17 protein-coding genes and 1 riboswitch are annotated in these 15,839 nt (G+C 66.2%); of the genes, 12 read left to right on the forward strand and 5 right to left on the reverse strand.

Annotated features, from left to right (window positions below):
- The first annotated feature begins 80 nt into the window (after window positions 1-80).
- Genes C6P64_RS04260 through C6P64_RS04270 form a run of 3 tightly spaced genes read left to right on the forward strand, consistent with a single transcriptional unit; the run spans window position 81 to window position 2,762 of the window.
- A complete protein-coding gene (locus C6P64_RS04260) occupies window positions 81-323 on the forward strand; it encodes a TIGR04438 family Trp-rich protein (RefSeq protein ID WP_105747340.1) in 243 nt (80 codons plus the stop codon).
- A gap of 55 nt (window positions 324-378) precedes the next feature.
- Window positions 379-1,188: a prolipoprotein diacylglyceryl transferase gene (gene lgt, locus C6P64_RS04265; protein WP_105747341.1), complete on the forward strand. Its 810-nt coding sequence runs from the start codon at window positions 379-381 to the stop codon at window positions 1,186-1,188.
- A gap of 23 nt (window positions 1,189-1,211) precedes the next feature.
- Complete coding sequence (locus C6P64_RS04270) at window positions 1,212-2,762, forward strand: malonate--CoA ligase (RefSeq protein WP_105747431.1); 1,551 nt, start codon at window positions 1,212-1,214, stop codon at window positions 2,760-2,762.
- A gap of 37 nt (window positions 2,763-2,799) precedes the next feature.
- Here C6P64_RS04270 and C6P64_RS04275 read toward each other — a convergent pair whose 3' ends face one another.
- A complete protein-coding gene (locus C6P64_RS04275) occupies window positions 2,800-3,243 on the reverse strand; it encodes a universal stress protein (protein WP_105747342.1) in 444 nt (147 codons plus the stop codon).
- Window positions 3,244-3,368: 125 nt separating this feature from the next.
- Here C6P64_RS04275 and C6P64_RS04280 point away from each other — a divergent pair, with 125 nt between their 5' ends.
- The 7 genes from C6P64_RS04280 (at window position 3,369) to C6P64_RS04310 (ending at window position 9,469) form a co-directional block, all read left to right on the forward strand.
- A complete protein-coding gene (locus tag C6P64_RS04280; protein ID WP_105747343.1) occupies window positions 3,369-5,720 on the forward strand; it encodes a heavy metal translocating P-type ATPase in 2,352 nt (783 codons plus the stop codon).
- A gap of 14 nt (window positions 5,721-5,734) precedes the next feature.
- Window positions 5,735-5,872 carry a cbb3-type cytochrome oxidase assembly protein CcoS gene (gene ccoS, locus C6P64_RS04285; RefSeq protein WP_105730319.1) on the forward strand — a complete coding sequence of 46 codons (138 nt, stop codon included), beginning with the start codon at window positions 5,735-5,737 and terminating at the stop codon, window positions 5,870-5,872.
- Between the two features lie 68 nt (window positions 5,873-5,940).
- On the forward strand, window positions 5,941-7,401 hold the full coding sequence (gene ccoN, locus C6P64_RS04290) for a cytochrome-c oxidase, cbb3-type subunit I (RefSeq protein WP_105747344.1): 1,461 nt from the start codon (window positions 5,941-5,943) through the stop codon (window positions 7,399-7,401).
- Between the two features lie 13 nt (window positions 7,402-7,414).
- Window positions 7,415-8,038, forward strand: a complete 624-nt coding sequence (ccoO, locus tag C6P64_RS04295) for a cytochrome-c oxidase, cbb3-type subunit II (RefSeq protein WP_105747345.1) — start codon at window positions 7,415-7,417, stop codon at window positions 8,036-8,038.
- Window positions 8,039-8,051: 13 nt separating this feature from the next.
- Window positions 8,052-8,189, forward strand: a complete 138-nt coding sequence (locus C6P64_RS04300) for a cbb3-type cytochrome oxidase subunit 3 (RefSeq protein ID WP_105747346.1) — start codon at window positions 8,052-8,054, stop codon at window positions 8,187-8,189.
- A 17-nt stretch (window positions 8,190-8,206) separates the two neighbouring features.
- Window positions 8,207-9,106, forward strand: a complete 900-nt coding sequence (ccoP, locus tag C6P64_RS04305; RefSeq protein ID WP_105747347.1) for a cytochrome-c oxidase, cbb3-type subunit III — start codon at window positions 8,207-8,209, stop codon at window positions 9,104-9,106.
- Window positions 9,107-9,202: 96 nt separating this feature from the next.
- Window positions 9,203-9,469, forward strand: a complete 267-nt coding sequence (locus C6P64_RS04310; protein ID WP_105747348.1) for a hypothetical protein — start codon at window positions 9,203-9,205, stop codon at window positions 9,467-9,469.
- A gap of 57 nt (window positions 9,470-9,526) precedes the next feature.
- On the opposite strand, the gene fnr is transcribed toward C6P64_RS04310, so the two are convergent.
- The gene (gene fnr, locus C6P64_RS04315) at window positions 9,527-10,246 is read right to left on the reverse strand and encodes a fumarate/nitrate reduction transcriptional regulator Fnr (protein WP_105747349.1); all 720 of its coding nucleotides are present in this window, start codon (window positions 10,244-10,246) and stop codon (window positions 9,527-9,529) included.
- Window positions 10,247-10,417: 171 nt separating this feature from the next.
- Here fnr and hemN point away from each other — a divergent pair, with 171 nt between their 5' ends.
- Together hemN and C6P64_RS04325 are read left to right on the forward strand one after the other, a co-directional pair.
- Window positions 10,418-11,797: an oxygen-independent coproporphyrinogen III oxidase gene (hemN, locus tag C6P64_RS04320; RefSeq protein WP_105747350.1), complete on the forward strand. Its 1,380-nt coding sequence runs from the start codon at window positions 10,418-10,420 to the stop codon at window positions 11,795-11,797.
- A gap of 40 nt (window positions 11,798-11,837) precedes the next feature.
- On the forward strand, window positions 11,838-12,515 hold the full coding sequence (locus C6P64_RS04325) for a sulfite exporter TauE/SafE family protein (protein WP_105747351.1): 678 nt from the start codon (window positions 11,838-11,840) through the stop codon (window positions 12,513-12,515).
- A gap of 25 nt (window positions 12,516-12,540) precedes the next feature.
- On the opposite strand, the gene nrdR is transcribed toward C6P64_RS04325, so the two are convergent.
- The 3 genes from nrdR to C6P64_RS04340 form a co-directional block, all read right to left on the reverse strand.
- The gene (nrdR, locus tag C6P64_RS04330) at window positions 12,541-12,987 is read right to left on the reverse strand and encodes a transcriptional regulator NrdR (protein WP_105730215.1); all 447 of its coding nucleotides are present in this window, start codon (window positions 12,985-12,987) and stop codon (window positions 12,541-12,543) included.
- Window positions 12,988-13,035: 48 nt separating this feature from the next.
- Entirely contained in the window at window positions 13,036-14,280 is a 1,245-nt protein-coding gene (gene glyA / locus C6P64_RS04335; RefSeq protein ID WP_105747352.1) for a serine hydroxymethyltransferase, read from the reverse strand.
- Between the two features lie 47 nt (window positions 14,281-14,327).
- Window positions 14,328-14,438: riboswitch (ZMP/ZTP riboswitch) on the reverse strand.
- 7 nt (window positions 14,439-14,445) lie between these two features.
- Window positions 14,446-15,291: a lytic transglycosylase domain-containing protein gene (locus C6P64_RS04340; protein ID WP_105747353.1), complete on the reverse strand. Its 846-nt coding sequence runs from the start codon at window positions 15,289-15,291 to the stop codon at window positions 14,446-14,448.
- Between the last annotated feature and the right edge of the window lie 548 nt (window positions 15,292-15,839).

A 15,839-nucleotide genomic window follows, 5' to 3' on the forward strand; every position in this document is an offset into this window, starting at 1 on the left:
TGGCGGGCTGTTTTTTTTGCCGCTGCAGGGCTACCATGCCAAGCCATAACAAGCCGCTTTCGCGGCAGGGGGAGCTTGCGATGTATCTGTTGCTGCTGGGGCTGGCACTGCTGTTGCTCAAGTACCTGCAAGTCGAGCCGGTCGCGGCCTGGGACTGGTGGTGGGTGCTGTCACCGCTAGGGGCTGCCGTGCTCTGGTGGTGGTGGGCCGACCATTTCGGCTACACCAAGCGCCAGACCATGGCCAAGATGGACGAGCGCAAGCGCCGGCGCCTGGACGCGAGCCGGCGCCGCCTGGGCCTGCCGCCGCTGGACCGGCGCTGAAGGGCTACCGCTGCGCCGGCCGGAGCGGACTTGCCGCGCTGGCACAATGGGCCCCATGTTGATCCATCCGCAAATCGATCCGGTGGCCCTGCGCCTGGGGCCCTTGTCTGTCCACTGGTACGGGCTGACCTATCTGGCGGCCTTCCTGATGTTCGTCTGGCTGGGACGGCGCCGACTGCGCCATCCGTCCTTCGCGGCTATCCAGGGGCAGGGCGCCTGGAGCGCGCGCGATGTCGAGGACATCCTGTTCCTGGGCGTGCTCGGCGTCGTGCTCGGCGGGCGCATCGGCTATGTGCTGTTCTACAAGCCGCTCGAGTACCTGGCCCATCCGCTCAAGGTGTTCGCGGTCTGGGAAGGCGGCATGAGCTTCCATGGCGGCATGCTCGGCGTGCTGCTGGCGATGGCCTGGTTCGCCCATTCGCGCCACAGGCCCTGGCTGCAGGTGATGGACTTCATCGCCCCTTGCGTGCCGACCGGACTCGCGGCCGGTCGCATCGGCAACTTCATCAATGGCGAGCTCTGGGGCCGGGTGGCCGATCCCGCGCTGCCCTGGGCCATGCTGTTTCGCGGCGCGGGCGAGCTGCCGCGCCATCCCTCGCAGCTCTACCAGTTCGCGCTCGAGGGCCTGCTGCTGTTCGTCCTGCTCTGGCTCTACGCGCGCCGGCCGCGCCGTCGCGGCGAGGTCTCTGCCGTCTTCCTGGTCGGCTACGGCCTGATGCGCTTCATTGCCGAATATTTCCGCGAACCCGATGCCCACCTCGGCCTGCTGCAGATGGGCCTGAGCATGGGCCAGTGGCTGTCGCTGCCCATGGTCCTGGCCGGCTCCCTGCTCTGGCTGTGGGCGCGGCGCCAGCCTGCGGCCTGATCGCTTCGACCGGCCTGCATCCCATGGAGCACAACCTCTACACCCACTTGCGCGCGGCCTTTCCGGCCGACCTGGACCAGCTGGCCGTCGAGGCCTGGTCGGCTGACGGCAGCTGCAGGGGCTACAGCTGGCGCGAGCTCGACGAGGGCAGCGCCCGCATCGCCCGGCTGCTGGGCTCGCTCGAGCTGCCAGCCGGATCGCGCCTCGCGGTCCAGGTCGAGAAATCGGTCGAGTCCATGCTGCTCTACCTGGCTGCGCTGCGTGCCGGACTGGTCTACCTGCCGCTCAACATGGCCTACCAGCCGCAGGAGATGGCCTATTTCATCGGCGATGCCGAACCCGCGGTCGTGGTCTGCAGCCCCGACAACTTTGGCTGGATCAGCAAGCTCGCCTTCAAGGCCGGCAGCGCCCATGTCTTCACGCTGGCCGAGGACGGCAGCGGCAGCCTGCTCGAGCGTGCCGTGCATTTCGAGGCCGTGCAGCAGCCAGTGCCGTGCGCGGCCGACGACCTGGCCGCCATCCTCTACACCAGCGGCACCACCGGGCGCAGCAAGGGCGCGATGCTCAGCCATCGCAACCTGTTGAGCAATGCCCGGGTGCTCAAGGATTACTGGGGCTGGCAGCCGGGCGACACCCTGATCCACGCGTTGCCGATCTTCCATGCCCATGGCCTGTTCGTCGCGCTGCATGGGGCCCTGCTCAATGGCAGCCCGATGCTCTGGCTGGCCCGCTTCGATCCCAGGCTGGTGATCCAGCTGCTGCCGCGCGCCACCGTGTTCATGGGCGTGCCCACGCTCTACACCCGCCTGCTGGCCGAGCCGGGCCTGACGCGCGAGGTCGCCAGCCACATGCGCCTGTTCATCTCGGGCTCGGCTCCGCTGCTGATCGACACCTTCCAGGCCTGGCAGCAGCGCACCGGCCACACCATCCTCGAGCGCTACGGCATGAGCGAGACCGTCATGCTGACCTCCAACCCCTACCGCGCCGACGAACGCCATGCCGGGCAGTCGCAGCGGCGCGGCGGCACGGTCGGTTTTCCGTTGCCGGGGGTCGAGCTGCGCATCGTCGGCGACGACGGCGCGCTGCTTGCCGCGGGCGAGATCGGCGCGATCCAGGTCCGCGGTCCCAATGTGTTTGCCGGCTACTGGCGGATGCCGGAAAAGACCCGGCAGGAATTCACCGCCGACGGCTGGTTCCGCACCGGCGATGTCGGCCAGCAGGACGAGCAGGGCTATGTCACCATCGTCGGGCGCAGCAAGGACCTGATCATCAGCGGCGGCTACAACGTCTATCCGGCCGAGGTCGAGGGCTGCCTCAACGAGCTGCCGGGCGTGCAGGAGAGCGCCGTCGTCGGCGTGCCCGACCCCGATTTCGGCGAGGTCGGCGTCGCGCTCGTGGTGCCCAGGGCTGGTGTGACGCTGGACCCCGCGCAACTGCTCGCCAGCCTCAGGAGCCGCCTGGCGAACTACAAGATCCCCAAGCGCTGCCGCGTGGTGGCCGAGCTGCCGCGCAACGCCATGGGCAAGGTGCAAAAGCAGCTGCTGCGCGAACAGCTGCAGGCACTGTCCGCCTGACGCCGAGGCCGGAGTCCCGGCCCCCGGCCCCCGGCCTTCAGCGCAGCACCAGCACCGGGATATGCGAGTGGGTCAGCACCTGCTGGGTCTCGCTGCCCAGCAGCAGGCGCTTGATGCCCTTGCGGCCGTGCGAGGCCATCACGATCAGGTCGCACTTGTTGCGCTTGGCCGCCGCTATGATGGCTTCCGACACCAGGTCTGACTTGGCGGTCATGGCCTTGACCTTGACCTGGCGCTTCTGGCCCTCGGACTTGATCGCGTTGACCACCTGCAAGGCCTCGTCCTGCCACTGCTGCTCGATGCGCTTGATCTCCTCGGCATCCACGCCCACGCCACCCTCGAAATAGGTCTGCGGGTAGAGCGGCACCACCTTGAGCGCCACGACCTCGGCGCCCGTGAGGTCGGCCAGGTTCAGGGCATGCGCGACGGCTGCTTCGGACAGTTTGGAGCCATCGGTGGCCACCAGGATGCGCTTGTACATGAAACCTCCTTGAAGGTGAATGAGAGAGAGCTGAATGCAGTTTATGCCCGTCGACTGTCTCTTGTACACAGACAGGCTTGACCCAGGTCAGGCAGCGTTGGAATACCCTGAGATAATGCGCGACTATGGCAGACATCCAGGCTTTTGGCAGCAATCCAGCGCCCGTCGAGGGCGTGGGAGGATGGCTGCTGGGCCAGCATCGGGGGCCGCTGACCGTCACTGACGATTTCAGCGTGCTCGACGACCCGGTCGAGCAGCAGGACTTCACCCAGGATTGCGAGGTCAAGGGCCGGCCGGCCTGCGAATCGGTGCTGCTGGTGCAGGGCATGTACTGCGCGGCCTGCTCCGATGCGGTCGAGTCGGCCGTCGCCGGCAAGCCCGGCGTGCTGTCGGCCCAGGTCCATGCCGCCACCCGGCGCCTGATCCTGCGCTGGGACCCGGCGCTGGTCCGGATTTCCGACCTGGCGCGCGCGGTCGGCGACGCCGGCTACCGCCTGCTGCCGCTGCAGCAGGCACTCAGCGTCAGCGAGCGCCAGGCCGAGACGCGCAAGGCGCTCTGGCGCCTGTTCGTCGCGGGCTTCTGCATGATGCAGGTCATGATGTACACCACGCCGATGTATGTCACTGCGCCGGGCGAGATCGAACCGGATCTGTTGCATCTGCTGCGCTGGGCCTGCTGGATATTGAGCGTTCCGGTGCTGCTGTTTGCCAGCGGCCCCTTCTTTGCCAATGCCTGGCGCGACCTCAGGCGTGGCCGCATCGGCATGGACACCCCGGTCTCGATCGGCATCCTGGTGACCTTCGTCGCCAGCAGCGGCGCCACCTTCGATCCGGCCGGCCCCTGGGGCAGCGAGATCTGGTACGACTCGCTGACCATGTTCGTCTTCTTCCTGCTCGGCGGACGCTACCTCGAGCTCAAGGCGCGCGACCGCACCGCCGGTGCCCTCGATGCGCTGATCAACCGCCTGCCCGAGCGCTGCGAGCGCCAGCAGGCCGACGGCAGCTTCGAGTCGATCTCGCTCAAGCGGCTGCAGCCGGGCGACGTGGTGCGGGTCCAGGCCGGCCAGGCCTTTCCGGGCGATGGCCTGCTGCTGAGTGCCGGCGCCACGGTCGACGAGGCCTTGCTGACCGGCGAATCCCATCCCGTCACGCGTCGCCAGGGCGAGTCGCTGGTGGCGGGCAGCTACAACCTCGCCGGCGCCGCGCTGATGCGCATCGAGCGCCTCGGCCGCGACACCCGCTTCGCCCAGATCGTCCAGCTGATGGAGCGCGCCTCGACCGAGAAGCCGCGGCTGGCGCAGCTGGCCGACCGCATCGCTGCGCCCTTCCTGGTCGTGGTGCTGCTGGCGGCGGCCCTGTCGGGCTGGTGGTGGTGGCAGATCAATCCGGACCAGGCGATCGCGGTCGCGGTCGCGGTGCTGATCGTGACCTGTCCCTGCGCCTTGTCGCTCGCGACCCCGGTCGCCATGCTGGCGGCCGCCGGTGCGCTCGCCAAGCGCGGCGTGCTGGTGCGGCGGCTGCAGGCCTTCGAGGTGCTCGCCGGCATCGACACCGTCGTCTTCGACAAGACCGGCACGCTGACGCGCGACCGCCTGGTGCTCGGCCAGGTCCTGGTCCGTCCCGGCCTGACCTCCAGGCAGGCGCTGGAGCTGGCAGCGCCGCTGGCCAGCGTCTCGCTGCATCCGGTCTCGCGCGCCGTCGCGCGCGCCGCCCAGGAGCAGGGCCTGTCGCTGCCGGCCTTCAGCGAGGTGCAGGAACTGCCCGGCCTGGGCTTGCAGGCGGGGCAGGGCGACGGCCTGCTCAAGCTGGGCTCGGCCCGCTTCTGCGCGCTCGACGAGGCCGGCCTGCTTGAGGCGGGCCGCACGGTCGCCGACCAGCCCTGCAGCTATCTGGTCGATGCCAGCGGCTGGCTCGCCACCTTCGTGCTCGACGAGGGCGTGCGCGAAGAGGCGCCTGCGGTGGTAGCCCAGCTGCATGACCTGGGACTCGAGACTCGCCTGCTGTCGGGCGACCAGGCGCAGGCCGCCGAGCGCGTGGCGCGCCAGCTCGGCATCCAGCAGGTGGTCGCGCAGGCCAGCCCCGAGCGCAAGCTCGCCGAGGTGCTCGCGCTGCAAGAGCAGGGGCATCGCCTGGCCATGGTCGGCGACGGCCTCAACGACGGCCCGGTGCTGGCGCGGGCCGACAGTTCCTTCGCGCTCGGCCATGGCGCGCCGCTGGCGCAGGCGCAATCCGATTTCGTGGTGCAAAGCGGCCAGCTCGACGAGCTGGTCGAGGCGATCCTGCTGGCGCGCAAGACCCTGGCGATCGTGCGCCAGAACCTGCTGTGGGCGGCGATCTACAACCTGGTGGCCGTGCCGCTGGCGCTGGCCGGCTGGATGCCGCCCTGGCTGGCCGGACTGGGCATGGCGGCCAGCTCGCTGCTGGTCATCGGCAATGCGCTGCGGCTGGCGCGTCCGCCACAATCCCGCCCTGTTTGATGGAGAGGTCAACGATGGAATCCATGTATCTGCTCATTCCCTTGTCGGTCCTGTTGGTGCTGGGCATCATGGGACTGTTCTGGTGGGCCTTGCAAGGCGGACAATTCGACAACGTCGAGCGTGAAGGCCAGCGCATTTTTCATGGTGATTGACCCAGGTCAATACCCATCTCGCGGTCAGGGTCGAAACTTCAAAGCAGTGTTTTAATAGGAGAGTTTTTATGTCAGTGACAACAAGGGATTCCCTAACGGGGGTCTATGACGACAAGGTCATCCGGCAGTTTGCCGTCATGTCCGTGGTCTGGGGGGTGGTCGGCATGCTGGTGGGCGTGATCATCGCTGCCCAGCTGGCTTTCCCCGAGCTCAACCTGGGCTTGCCCTGGACTTCGTTCGGGCGCCTGCGTCCGCTGCACACCAATGCCGTGATCTTCGCCTTCGGCGGTTGCGGCCTGTTCGCCACCAGCTACTACGTGGTGCAGCGCACCTGCCAGACCCGCCTGTTCGCGGGCGGTCTCGCATCGTTCACCTTCTGGGGTTGGCAGCTGGTCATCCTGCTCGCCGTGATCACCCTGCCGCTGGGCTACACCCAGGGCAAGGAATACGCCGAGCTCGAGTGGCCGATCGACATCCTGATCGCCGTGATCTGGGTCTCGTATGCCATCGTGTTCTTCGGCACCATCGGCCAGCGCAAGGTGCGCCACATCTACGTGGCCAACTGGTTCTTCGGCGCCTTCATCATCGCCGTCGCGATGCTGCACATCGTCAACAGCGCCGCGCTGCCGGTGTCGGGCGAGTGGTTCAAGTCCTACTCCGCCTACGCAGGTGCACAGGATGCCATGGTGCAGTGGTGGTATGGCCACAACGCCGTCGGCTTCTTCCTGACCGCCGCCTTCCTGGGCATGATGTACTACTTCATCCCCAAGCAGGCCGAGCGTCCGGTCTACTCCTACCGCCTGTCCATCGTCCACTTCTGGGCGCTGATCTTCACCTACATGTGGGCGGGTCCGCACCACCTGCACTACACCGCGCTGCCGGACTGGACCCAGTCGGTCGGCATGATCTTCTCGCTGATCCTGCTGGCACCGTCCTGGGGCGGCATGATCAACGGCATCATGACCCTGTCGGGCGCCTGGCACAAGCTGCGTGACGATCCGATCCTGCGTTTCCTGATCGTCTCGCTGTCCTTCTACGGCATGTCGACCTTCGAAGGTCCGATGATGGCGATCAAGACCGTCAACGCCCTGTCGCACTACACCGACTGGACCGTGGGCCACGTGCACTCCGGCGCCCTGGGCTGGGTCGGCCTGGTGACCATGGGTTCGCTCTACTACCTGGTTCCGCGCCTGTTCGGCCAGAAGAAGATGTACTCGGTGCCCGCCATCGAGCTGCACTTCTGGGTTGCCACCATCGGCATCGTGCTCTACATCGCCGCACTGTGGATCTCGGGCGTGACCCAGGGTCTGATGTGGCGTGCCCTCAACGACGACGGCACCCTGACCTACACCTTCATCCAGTCGGTCAAGGCTTCCTTCCCGTTCTACGTCATCCGTCTGGTCGGCGGTCTGCTGTATCTGTCCGGCATGTGCCTGATGCTGTGGAACGTCGTGATGACCGCGCGTCAGGGCCTCAAGGCCGGTGCCGTGCCCGTGGTGCAGATCCCTGCCGTTGCAGCCCACGCCTGAGGAGTAAAGATAAATGGCTAACCACAACGCGCCCGTCAAGGGTCACGAGCGGATCGAGACCAGCAACTTCCTGATGATCGTCCTGGTCACGCTGGTGCTGTCGGTCGGCGGTCTGCTCGAGATCGTCCCGCTGTTCTTCCAGAAGTCGACCACCCAGCCGGTCGAGGGCCTCAAGCCCTATACCGCGCTGCAGCTGGCCGGCCGCGACGTCTATCTGCGCGAGGGCTGCTACAACTGCCACTCGCAGATGATCCGCCCCTTCCAGGCCGAGACGCTGCGCTACGGTCCCTATTCGCGCGCCGGCGAGTCGGTCTACGACCACCCCTTCCAGTGGGGCTCCAAGCGCACCGGTCCTGACCTGGCCCGCGTCGGCGGCCGCTACTCCGACGAGTGGCATCGTATCCACCTGATCAACCCGCGCGACGTCGTGCCCGAGTCCATCATGCCGGCCTACCCCTGGCTTGAGAAGGACTTGGTCAAGGCCGAAGGTCTCCCGCCCCGCATGAAGGCCATGCAAAAGCTGGGCGTGCCGTACAGCGACGAGGAAATCGCCAAGAGCGCAGAGGAAGTCAAGGGCAAGACCGAACTCGATGCCATGGTTGCCTACCTGCAGGTTCTCGGTACCGCCATCAAGTAAACAGGAGGGGCAAATGGACATCACCGACGTGCGCATCGGCGTGACTCTGATCAGCTTCGCTGCCTTCATCGGCATCATGGCCTGGACCTGGTCCAGGCGCAACAAGGCCGATTTCGACGAGGCGTCCGGTCTGCCCTTCCGCGACGAATAACGAGAAAGAAAACCATCATGACTGACTTTGTCAACAGCTTCTGGGCGTGGTACGTGACCGTGATTGTCATCGTCTCCATCATCTACTGCGTGTGGGTGTTGTGGAGCAACGGTAAGGTCAAGTTCAACCCGGGCAATACCACCGGCCATGTCTGGGACGGCAACCTGCAGGAAATGAACAACCCCCTGCCCAAGTGGTGGGTCGGCCTGTTCTGGATCACGATCGTGTTTGCGATCGGCTATACCTTCCTGTACCCGACGATCGGCATCAGCAACGGCCAGCTCGGCTGGAGCTCGGCTGGCCAGCATGCCAAGGAAGGCGAGAAGCTGCGGGCGCTGATTGCACCGGTGTACGAGAAGTTCAAGGGCATGCCGGTCGAGGAGCTGGCCAAGGACCCCAAGGCCCAGCTGATCGGCGACCGCCTGTACCAGAACTTCTGCGCCCAGTGCCACGGTGCCGATGCGCGCGGCGGCAAGGGCTTCCCGAACCTGACCGACAGCGACTGGCTGGGTGACGGCACCGCTGCACACATCAAGAACACGATCGCCAACGGCCGCCAGGGCGTCATGCCCCCGATGGCCGCAGCGGTCGGCACGCCGGACGATGTGCGCAACGTGGCCGAGTATGTGCTGAGCCTGTCGGGCAGCGCGAGCGATCCGGTTCGTGCCGCCCTCGGCAAGGAGAAGTTCGTGGCTTGCGCCGCCTGCCACGGCGCGGACGGCAAGGGCAACCCGGCCGTGGGCGCCCCGAACCTGACCGACAACATCTGGCTGCATGGCTTTGGTGCCGACTTCATCGTCAAGATGATTAATGAAGGCAAGACCAACGTGATGCCGGCCCAGCTGTCCAAGCTGACCGAAGACCAGCTGCATGTGCTGACCGGCTACGTCTGGGGCCTGTCGCATCCGTCCAAGTAATCCCTGAACGGGACCCGGGCCGCCAGCGGCTCGTCCGATCGCCCTGGATGGCTCGCAAGGGTCTCCAGGGCATCTCCATTGATTGAGATTGCAAGCATGGAACAGAAGAAACTGAAGGACCAGGCCTGGTATCGGGAGCCCATGATGTGGCTGGTCGTGGGCGGCCCGCTGCTGGTCGTCTGCGCCTCGATCACCACCTACATGATTGCGACCAGCCGGCCCGACCCCGTGCTGGAACGGGATGCCGCGGCCGAGGCGCAGCGTGTCGGCAAGTCGCTGACACCGGAGCAGCGCGAGAGCCTGGAGCCGGCGCTCAAGGTGCGCAACCATGTCGCCTCGCCGCGGGTCCCGGCCGACAAGTGATCCCCGGGGTCCGCAGCCAGCGGACCCGTTCCTGGCAGCCTTTCCGGCTGACCCGGCTCAGTCGCTCGAGGGCGGATTGACCAGCCGGCGCAGCGCCTCGGTGTCCTTGATCTGGACATAGCGCTGCTTGACCTCGATGATGCCTTCCTCGACGAACTTCGAGAAGGTGCGGCTGACCGTCTCGAGCTTCATGCCCAGGTAGCTGCCGATCTCCTCGCGCGTCATGCGCAGCACCAGTTCGGACTGCGAGAAACCGCGCGAATGCAGGCGCTGCACCAGGTTGAGCAGGAAGGCGGCCAGTCTTTCCTCGGCCCGCATGCTGCCCAGCAGCAGCATGACGCCGTGATCGCGCACGATCTCGCGGCTCATGATCTTGTGCACATGGTGCTGCAGCGCACTGAACTCGCGCGACAGCGATTCGATGCGGTCGAACGGCATCACGCAGACTTCGGCGTCCTCCAGCGCCACGGCGTCGCAGCTGTGGTAATCGTTGACGATGCCGTCCATGCCGAGGATCTCGCCCGTCATCTGGAAGCCCGTGACCTGGTCGCGCCCGTCGGCCGAGGTGACGCGGGTCTTGAAGAAGCCCGACCTGACCGCATACAGCGAGGAAAAGCGGTCACCGTGGTTGAACAGCGCCGCGCCACGCTTGACACGCTTGCGCGTGCTGATCACGCTATCGAGCCGGCTCATCTCGTCCGGGTTCAAGCCCACGGGCATGCAGAGCTCGCGCAGGTTGCAACTGGAACAGGCGACTTTGATGCTGTGTATATCCATAATGATGCTCAATCAAGTAGCATTCTAACGGGCGGGCCGATCCGCGCCCGGGCCGGAGCTTCCCGCCTGGCGCCGGGTTTTTTGGCGCCGGCCGGAATCCTTGTTGACCCAGGTCAAGGGCTGCCGCGGCCATTTGCGGCACAGTCGCTTCCAACCTTGGAGAATCCGCCCGTGAGCCATGCCATCGACGAGCAACTTCTCCGGCGCTTCGATGTGCCGGGGCCGCGCTACACCTCTTACCCCACCGCCGACCGCTTCGTCGAGGCCTTTGGTTGCGACGACTACATCCAGGCGCTCGAGCAGCGCCGGGCCGGCTCGATGGCGCTGCCGCTCTCGCTCTACGTGCATGTCCCCTTCTGCGAATCGCTGTGCTACTACTGCGCCTGCAACAAGGTCATCACCAAGCACCACAGCAAGTCGGCCGAATACCTGCGCTACCTCTCGCGCGAGCTCGAGCTGCAGGTCGAGCATTTCGGCCGTGGCCACAGCGTGTCGCAGCTGCACCTGGGCGGCGGCTCGCCGACCTTCCTGAGCGACGTCGAGCTCGCCGACCTGCTCGACATGATCAAGCGCCATTTCAACCTGACCCCGGGTGGCGAGTTCTCGATCGAGGTCGATCCGCGCACCGTCACGCCCGAGCGGCTGCGGCATCTGCAGCAGCTCGGCTTTAACCGCCTGAGCTTCGGCGTGCAGGACTTCGACCCGACGGTGCAGAAGGCGGTCCATCGCGTGCAGCCGGCCGAGCAGGTGTTCGCGCTGGTCCAGGCAGCGCGCGAGATCGGCTTCGAGTCGATCAACGTCGACCTGATCTACGGCCTGCCCAAGCAGACGCCCGAATCCTTCCGCCATACGCTGGAGCAGATCCAGCAGCTGCGGCCCGATCGCATCGCGCTCTATGCCTACGCTCACCTGCCGACCCGCTTCAAGCCGCAGCGCCGCATCCTGAGCGCCGAGCTGCCGAGCCCGTCCGAAAAGCTGTCCATGCTGGCCAACTCGCTCGCGATGCTGGGCGAGGCCGGCTACGACTATGTCGGCATGGACCATTTCGCGCTGCCCGAGGATGCGCTGGCGGTTGCCAAGCGCCAGGGCCGGCTGCACCGCAACTTCCAGGGCTACAGCACCCAGCCCGACTGCGACCTGATCGCGCTCGGCGTCTCGGCCATCGGCCGCATCGGCGCCACCTACAGCCAGAACGCCAAGACGCTGGACGAGTACTACGACGCGCTCGACCAGGGCCGGCTGCCCATCGTGCGCGGGCTGGCGCTGAGCCGCGACGACATCCTGCGCCGCTCGGTGATCATGGCCATCATGTGCCAGGGCGAGCTCGACTTCGAGGCCATGGGCGATGCCCACTTGATCGATTTCAAGAACTATTTCGCGCGCGAGCTCGAGCGGCTCGGCGAGATGGTGGCCATGGGGCTGGTCAAGCTGAACGATTCCAGCCTCGAGGTGACCGAGCAGGGCTGGTATTTCGTGCGCGCGATTGCCATGACCTTCGACAAGTACCTGCAGAGCGACCAGGACCGCGCCCGCTTCTCCAAGATCATCTGAGTCAGCCAAGGGGATAGCGGGGGGCTGCTACAGTTCGGCCATGCTTTCGTCCATGATGGTTTCCGCCCTGCTGATGGGGCTGGTGGGAGGGCCGCATTGCGTGGTCATGTGTGGCGCCGCCTGTGCCGGCATTGCGCGCGGCGCCGGCGATGGTCAGTCGGGCACGCTGGCGCTGTGGCGCTTCCAGTTCAGCCGCCTGCTCGGCTACAGCCTGCTCGGCGCGCTGGCCGGCGGCACCGTCGAGGGCTTGGCCTGGATGGGCACGCAGACTGCGGTGCTGCGCCCATTCTGGATCATGCTGCATGTCGCGGCGCTGCTGCTGGGCCTGCTGCTGCTGGTCCAGGGCCGTCAGCCGGCCTTCGTCGATGGCTGGGGCCAGGGCATCTGGCGTCGGACGCGGCCGGTGCTGGCCCGGCTAGGGCCAAGGGCGCCGGTCGTGCTCGGCCTGGGCTGGGCCTTGATGCCTTGCGGCCTGCTGTACTCGGCCTTGCTGGTGGCTTCGCTATCGGCCAGCGCGCTCAGCGGGGCCCTGCTGATGGCGGCCTTTGCCGTCGGCACCATGGTCTCGCTGGTGATCGGTCCCTGGCTGCTGCTGCGCCTGAAGGACGCCGGTTCCGGCCAGTGGGGCATGCGCCTGGCCGGCCTGGCCCTGGCGGCGACCTCGGGCTGGGCGCTCTGGATGGGAATCACCCAGCCGACCGGGCTCTGGTGCGCCTGAATCGTCGGCCGGGCTGCAGCGCCGCTCAGCGCACCTCGTCGACCAGGGTCTTGAAGTCGTCGATGTCCTCGAAGCTGCGGTAGACGCTGGCAAAGCGCACATAGGCGACCTTGTCGAGCTTCTTGAGCTCGCGCATCACGAGCTCGCCGAGCTGGTGGGTCGGGACCTCGCGCGCGGCCAGGTTCAGCAGCTTTTCCTCGATGCGCTCGGTCGCGGCATCGACCTGCTCGGTGCTGACCGGGCGCTTGCGCAGCGCCAGCGCCAGGCTGGCGCGCAGCTTGGCCGGGTCGTACTCGATCCGGCGGCCATCCTTCTTGACCACCATCGGAAAGCTGACCTCGGGTCGCTCGTAGGTGGTGAAGCGCTTGTCGCAGGCGCTACAACGCCGGCGCCGGCGCACGAAACCACTGTCCTCGGACAGGCGGGTTTCGACGACCTGGGTTTCGGCATGGCCGCAGAAAGGGCATTTCATCGGTTCTGAAATGAAAACCCCGGCGCCAGGCCGGGGCATTCAGTTCGATCAGCGGTAGACCGGGAAGCGGCTGGTCAGCTCATGCACCTTGGCGCGCACGGCGGCGATGTTCGCCTCGTCGCGCGGGTTGTCCAGCACGTCGGCGATCAGGTTGGCCGTCAGGCGGGCTTCCTCTTCCTTGAAGCCGCGGGTGGTCAGCGCCGGGGTGCCGATGCGCACGCCGCTGGTCACGAAGGGCTTTTCCGGGTCGTTCGGGATCGCGTTCTTGTTGATGGTCATGTGGGCGGCGCCCAGCACGGCTTCGGCTTCCTTGCCGGTGATGCCCTTGGCGCGCAGGTCGACCAGCATGACATGGCTCTCGGTGCGGCCCGAGACGATGCGCAGGCCGCGCTGGGTCAGGGTCTCGGCGATGACCTGGGCGTTCTTGAGCACCTGTTCCTGGTAGGCCTTGAACTCCGGCGTCAGCGCTTCCTTGAAGGCGACGGCCTTGGCGGCGATCACATGCATCAGCGGGCCGCCCTGCAGGCCCGGGAAGATGGCGGAGTTGATCGCCTTCTCGTGCTCGGCCTTCATCAGGATGATGCCGCCGCGCGGGCCGCGCAGGCTCTTGTGCGTGGTCGAGGTCACGACGTCGGCAAACGGCACCGGGTTCGGGTAGACGCCAGCGGCGATCAGGCCGGCGTAGTGGGCCATGTCGACCATGAAGATCGCGCCGATTTCCTTGGCGATGTTGGCGAAGCGCTCGAAGTCGATGCGCAGGCTGTAGGCGGAGGCGCCGGCGACGATCAGCTTCGGCTTGTGCTCGCGCGCCTTGGCTTCCATCGCGTCGTAGTCGATCTCTTCCTTGTCGTTCAGGCCGTAGGAGACGACGTTGAACCACTTGCCCGACATGTTCAGCGGCATGCCGTGGGTCAGGTGGCCGCCTTCGGCCAGGCTCATGCCCATGATGGTGTCGCCGGGCTTGAGGAAGGCCAGGAAGACGGCTTCGTTGGCCGAGGCGCCGCAATGCGGCTGCACGTTGGCGGCATCGGCGCCAAAGATCTGCTTGATGCGGTCGATCGCGAGTTGCTCGGCGACGTCGACATATTCGCAGCCGCCGTAGTAGCGCTTGCCCGGATAGCCTTCGGCGTACTTGTTGGTCAGCTGGCTGCCCTGGGCGGCCATGACGGCGGGCGAGGCGTAGTTCTCGCTCGCGATCAGCTCGATGTGGTGTTCCTGGCGCGCGGTCTCGGCCTGGATGGCGGCGAACAGCTCGGGGTCGGTTTGTTCGATCAGGATGTTACGGTCGTACATGGCAGTCCTTGGAAAAATACGCTTCCCTGCGCGGTCGTGGCGACGACAGGGGCTGCCCAGGCGAACGGCTGAAATGGCTGTGCGCTCCCCAGTGGTAATCCCACCTCGGCAGGGACGGCAAGGCCAGCCCCGACCTATCGCCAGTCGCGCACGGGCGTGATTTTATCAGGAGCTTTGCAGCTTGGCCGTCGCGGGGACGCCGGCGTCGGCTTCGAGCTCGCGCTTGTCGTCGGCCGACTTGGCCGGGGTGGCTCGCACCAGCACCGGGGCGCCGGCATTGATCGGCAGCTTGGCGCCGCGCGCCACGCTGCGCAGCCGCTGCTGCTCGGCCATCACCTTGGCGACATAGCCGTTGCCGTCGCTGTCGACCGCGCCGACATAGCGGCGCAGGCCGCCCTCGATCGAGCCTGCATTGCGGATGCAGTCCTGCAGCACCTGGACACCGACGCGCAGGTTGACCAGCGGGTCGAAGGCGGCCTGCTTGCCGCCGAAGTCCTCGTACTTGTCCGAATGCACGCGGGTGAGCACCTGCATCAGGCCCTGCGCGCCGACCGGACTCTGCGCAAACGGATTGAAGCGCGACTCGATCGCCATCACGGCCAGGATCAGGGTCGGATCGAGCTTGATCCGGCTGCCGATGGCAAAAGCCTCGGCGACCAAGGCGCCGACCGGCTCGGGGGCGACGCGGTACCTGCGGCTGATCCAGCTCGCGACCTGGGCCTGTTCCTTGGGCAGGCTGGTGGCCAGCACGGCATCGGTGCGATCCTTGGACTCGTCCTCGACCGTCGCTTCGCTGTTCTGGCGTTGTTGCAGCCAGCCCAGCAGCTTTTGCTCGGCATCGCCGCGCAGCTCCGGATTGGTCAGCAGGATCACCGTGACCAGGGCCAGTCCCAGTCCGAGCAGGGCCATGCCACTGTGGGTGACGGCATACAGGACCTTGAACAGGCGATCTGCGGAGGAACGCAGGAAGCCGGGACAGGGGGTAGGCCAGGTGGAATTTTGCGCTGTCATAGCACACTCCTTTCTACGCAGCACCCTGGCCTGGGCTCGGGTGTGCCTTGATTGGGGGGTCGCCATTGAATGCCCTTTCGGGTCATCAACTTAGCCGGGTTCGGCAGCGTCTCAAATGCCTCCCGCAAGGGCAGGCGAGGCGAATATTAGGGATCTTTAAATAAGTAGTCAATACTTACAAATCAAATTTATATATCTAAAGGAAATATAAAGAGCCGAATCGTCATGGCTTCAGCCCTGGCAACGCCAGAAAAAACGACTATCGAAATGGGGTGGCAAATTGAAAAAAACTGCTTGCCGACCGCGCTCCGAGGCCTTAACCTGAGCTTGCCTGTGAGCCACAGGTGTTCCGCCCGCACCGAGGTCCGTCCTCCCTGCCAGGCGTAAAGGATGGGGGCAATCCCTTGCTCCCACGGTCGTCAGGACAGCAAACTCCGGCGGCCGCCTTGGCATCTGCAGCCCGCAGATGCGAAGACCCCGGCGGGTTCAGCCTGCCGGGGTCTTTCTGTCTGGGTTCTGTGTGCCTGGTGGCTGGCTCATGCCAGCGC

The sequence above is a fragment of the Malikia granosa genome, from assembly GCF_002980595.1.
GTDB lineage: Bacteria > Pseudomonadota > Gammaproteobacteria > Burkholderiales > Burkholderiaceae_C > Malikia > Malikia granosa.